General features: G+C 30.9%; 6 protein-coding genes. All 6 read right to left on the bottom strand.

Annotated features, from left to right (window positions below):
* Nucleotides 1-32: 32 nt before the first annotated feature.
* On the bottom strand, nt 33-653 hold the full coding sequence (locus BOW55_RS20535; RefSeq protein WP_206733639.1) for a low molecular weight phosphatase family protein: 621 nt from the start codon (nt 651-653) through the stop codon (nt 33-35).
* A 12-nt stretch (nt 654-665) separates the two neighbouring features.
* Complete coding sequence (locus BOW55_RS20530; protein ID WP_129026314.1) at nt 666-1,139, bottom strand: DUF6428 family protein; 474 nt, start codon at nt 1,137-1,139, stop codon at nt 666-668.
* A gap of 20 nt (nt 1,140-1,159) precedes the next feature.
* Complete coding sequence (locus BOW55_RS20525; protein ID WP_129026312.1) at nt 1,160-1,492, bottom strand: helix-turn-helix transcriptional regulator; 333 nt, start codon at nt 1,490-1,492, stop codon at nt 1,160-1,162.
* A 219-nt stretch (nt 1,493-1,711) separates the two neighbouring features.
* Nucleotides 1,712-2,128, bottom strand: a complete 417-nt coding sequence (locus tag BOW55_RS20520; protein ID WP_164975085.1) for a DoxX family protein — start codon at nt 2,126-2,128, stop codon at nt 1,712-1,714.
* A 91-nt stretch (nt 2,129-2,219) separates the two neighbouring features.
* A complete protein-coding gene (locus tag BOW55_RS20515; RefSeq protein ID WP_089055726.1) occupies nt 2,220-3,008 on the bottom strand; it encodes an anti-sigma factor domain-containing protein in 789 nt (262 codons plus the stop codon).
* Nucleotides 3,008-3,538 carry an RNA polymerase sigma factor gene (locus BOW55_RS20510; protein ID WP_089055725.1) on the bottom strand — a complete coding sequence of 177 codons (531 nt, stop codon included), beginning with the start codon at nt 3,536-3,538 and terminating at the stop codon, nt 3,008-3,010. Before BOW55_RS20510 ends, BOW55_RS20515 begins: the two co-directional genes overlap by 1 nt.
* Nucleotides 3,539-3,783: the final 245 nt, after the last annotated feature.

The raw sequence follows: 3,783 nt of genomic DNA, 5'->3' as shown, positions 1-3,783 counted from the left end.
ACTTTTTTTTTGACATAAAATAACAGTAGAATCTATGTTTTTATTTGAGAAAAAACATAAAACATTTCAGTTGCGATTTGAAGACTTCTTTCCATATACTTTTCATCCTGCTGTAATGTATTGTCAAAAATTTTAGGGTCTTCAAAAGTAATAGGAAAACGTTTTTCGGCTCCCGCTACATACGGACAATCTCCGTCTGCCTGCGAACAAGTCATTATGGCAACAAAACTATCAGTTGGATTAAAATCATCATCGAATTTTTTAGAAAAACCAATTATTGGATTTTCATTCTGCGCAAACTTTATCGCATAAATTGGATTAATATCTTCAGATAATTTCTTAATCTTAACCCCTGAATTTGTAAGCGTTTCAGCAATTTTAGGAAACACAGCCGTTGCTTCAGTTCCGCCAGAATAACAACTTACATTCTTAATATTATAATAGTAAGCCGCCGTCTGTGCCCAAACCTGAGATAAATGACTTCTTCTTGAATTGTGCGTACAAATAAAGTTTAATCTAATCTCAAGATTATTTTTATTTTTAAAATCAACAAAGTCAATTAACGGCTGCAAAACAATCTTACGTTCATCTGTAATAGATCGAAAGTCAAAAGATAAAACCAGCTTTCCAATTTCTGGAAATAATATATTCATATCGATCCTTTTTTAGCAGCATCCATTTCCTGGAGTACAAGAATTTGAATTATCAGGACTTAATTGAGTAAAACTTAACTTCGTTTTTTCTGCTGGAATTCCGCATTGATCTTGCGCTAAACAAGCAGTTTGTTTATTGAGCAGTAAAAAATCTTTCCCGTTAAAACCTAAATCATATTTTCCAATTGTAGTATCTTGATATTCTACTTCAATTTCAAAATCTGGAATATTTAAAACTTTTTCCGAAAGTTCAATAATATGAATAAGTTTTCCGGGTTTTAATCTATGTTCAAAATCGTTCGCATCCCACAGCTGAAAATTTACTACAGTTTCATTACGTACAACTCCGCCGCAGTCTATAAAGTTTTTAGTGATTAAACCAACTTCGGTAACATGAAAATGCTCAGGAACAAAATTTCCGTTAGGTAATTGAAAATTTACTGTGTCAACAGTTTTTAAGATTGTTTTAATTTCTGAAAGTTTCATAATAATTTGTGTTTTTTAGATTAACAACATTCGTTTTTTCTTTTGTCTAAGTGTGCTGTAATAACATCAAGAAATGCTTTTACTTTTTCAAATCCAACTTCGTTTATACAGTAACAAATTGTATTGCCTTCAATACTTCCTTTAATTAAGCCTGCATTTTTAAGTTCTTTTAAATGCTGTGATACTGTTGGCTGCGAAAGAGGCAATTCATTTACAATATCACCACAAATGCAAGTATTAACTTTTAGAAGATATTCTAAAATAGCAATTCGTGCCGGATGACCTAAAGCTTTTGTTAAAGTTGCTAATTCGTTCTGACTTTCTGTAAAGTGATCTGATTTTGTAGTACCCATAATTATATTTCTATATATCTATATTGCAATATTACGATATAAAACTAAATATTTCGAGTTCAACGTATATTTTAACTAAAAAATAATACTTAACTTATTTTAAGGCGATTTTACGAACAAAAAAACAAAATAGGTAACAATGTTCGAAAAATAAAAAATAAATCAACAAGGTGATCGTGGTGAAGTCGTTTTTTTAACATTTAAAAAAAAATACTATCATCATAAAAAATAGTTCTTAGAGAAATTTTTTAAAAAAGTACTAAATTTTCTTTTGCAAACCATTTGGAAACATAATTGCCAAAAGAATATCAACAAGAAATTATATTCGACACCATTTCTTCCACCGCCAACAACAAACCAGCCCTCTTGAAAATGAACCAGAATAATTCCCATTACCAAAATAAATATGGTGACAAAACCAGCAGGTTTTACATATTTATTAAACAGTAGTAATACAGCCGCAGCAATATGTGATAGTTTAATTGACCAAGCTAGAAAAACACCAAAAGGAGCGAAGCCAATTTGATTTAAATACAAATTTCCAAAGTCATTAATTCCGTTGTTAAATATCCCAAAAACAGAATGGGTTAAAAGTATAACAGCAACAGCAATTCTAAGAAGCATTAGTCCTTTCATAAAATTTAATTTTGGTTTTACTTCATTTAAAAATAATAAAAAAACGCATATTATAGTAATATGCGTTTTGAGTTTTATGACAAGTTAAATTTTAAACTTTTCCTAAAGTATACAATTGTGTCATTGTTGGAGTTAAGCTTCCGCCGGCAGGCTCAAGAGTAATTCCAAAAGCTTCGGCTTCATTTGTACGATCAACAGCAAATATTTTTTGTGAATTTCCTTCAAAATCACTCAATAAACCAATACTCGTTGGCGTAAGTACCGGACTTAGTTTTAATGCCCAAACTTGATACACCATTCCTTTAGGCGGTTCTGGTAATCCAGCGGCATCAATATAAGTCGTTTTAGTGTCTTTATTCCAATATACTTTTGCAAAAGATGTTGGCGAAACAGCTTGACCTCCAAGTGTTACTCCCGTATTTTTAATATCTCTCACAATGGTTAAACTCTTGGTGATCTCTTTATTTTGCTCACCTAAGAAAGCATACTCTTTCTCGATTTTACTTTTCTCTGTTCCAACAGTAGTAATCGCTTCTTTTGTTTTTGTAAGCTCTAAAGTCTGATAACCAAAGCCTAACAATAACAATGCAGCAGCAGCCCAGCCCACATATTGTGTCCAGTTTGAAGCAGGTTTCATTTCGACTACTTTGCCGTGTTTAAGCTCTAAACGTGCTTTTATTTTTTCGAAATTAGCAACAGAGTGGAAAGGAGAGAAGCTTGAAGATAAAGCAACAATCGCTTTTTCTATCGAGATAATTTCCTGTTCAACTTCTGGGCTTTTTTTAGCCATTTCGGCTATTTCTAAATTCTCCGTTTCGGTTAATAAACCATAAACATAAAGTTCTAGAATTCCTGAGTCTATATATTCTTGTGCTTCCATTAGATTTTTAGATAATTACGTAAGTCGTTAATACAGTTTCTGTTTTGAGTTTTGATAGTTCCCAGCGGCAATGCCAATTCTTCAGAAGCTTCTTGTTGGGTATATCCTTTAAAAAATAATAAATCGATGATTGCAATACACTTTGGTTTCAGTTTTTTGACAAATTCCTGAATTCCAATTGTGTCAATTTTGTCAAGGAGTTTATTACTGTCGTCTAACAGATTTACGAAATTATCGGATGAAAGGTTTTTTTGTGTGTTGTTAAAATTCTTTGAACGAAGCTGATCTACAGATGCATTTCTGGCAATATTAAGAATCCACGTATAAAATCGACCTTTACTTTCACTGTAAGAATCGATGTTTTTCCAGATTTTCACAAAGACTTCCTGCAAGACATCTTCTGCTTCTTCACGGTTTTTTATTAAAACATGTATGACCGAGAACAAACTTTTAGCGTACATATCGTACAAATGTGTAAAAGCTCTTTCGTCTTTCTTATAAATTAAAACTAATAATTCTTCTTGACTCATAGATTTGGATTTTTAAAGTTTAAACAAAAAATTAGTAAATATTATCTGTAACCTGAGATAAAGATAATTTATTTTTTTGTCAAAATTTTATTTTTTTTAACAGTCTTAAACCTAGAAAAATAAGGGGTTTCAAAAAAAATGTAATTTTTTTTCACTTTTTTAAAACCAAAAGTGAACCAATTACGTAAATGCTATTATAACATGTAAAAAATTTCAAGTGAAATAGCAGTGTTCTTTATTTTGAA

The sequence above is a fragment of the Flavobacterium sp. YO12 genome, assembly GCF_004119495.1.
Taxonomy (GTDB): domain Bacteria; phylum Bacteroidota; class Bacteroidia; order Flavobacteriales; family Flavobacteriaceae; genus Flavobacterium.
The sequence above is the reverse complement of the archived record's forward strand: the minus strand, read 5'-3'. Positions and strand labels throughout refer to the sequence as shown.

Coding starts and splice junctions, on each gene's coding strand:
- BOW55_RS20525 (WP_129026312.1), bottom strand. CDS start 1,492: ATGGGTACTACAAAATCAGATCACTTTACAGAAAGTCAGAACGAATTA.
- BOW55_RS20535 (WP_206733639.1), bottom strand. CDS start 653: ATGAATATATTATTTCCAGAAATTGGAAAGCTGGTTTTATCTTTTGAC.
- BOW55_RS20530 (WP_129026314.1), bottom strand. CDS start 1,139: ATGAAACTTTCAGAAATTAAAACAATCTTAAAAACTGTTGACACAGTA.
- BOW55_RS20510 (WP_089055725.1), bottom strand. CDS start 3,538: ATGAGTCAAGAAGAATTATTAGTTTTAATTTATAAGAAAGACGAAAGA.
- BOW55_RS20520 (WP_164975085.1), bottom strand. CDS start 2,128: ATGAAAGGACTAATGCTTCTTAGAATTGCTGTTGCTGTTATACTTTTA.
- BOW55_RS20515 (WP_089055726.1), bottom strand. CDS start 3,008: ATGGAAGCACAAGAATATATAGACTCAGGAATTCTAGAACTTTATGTT.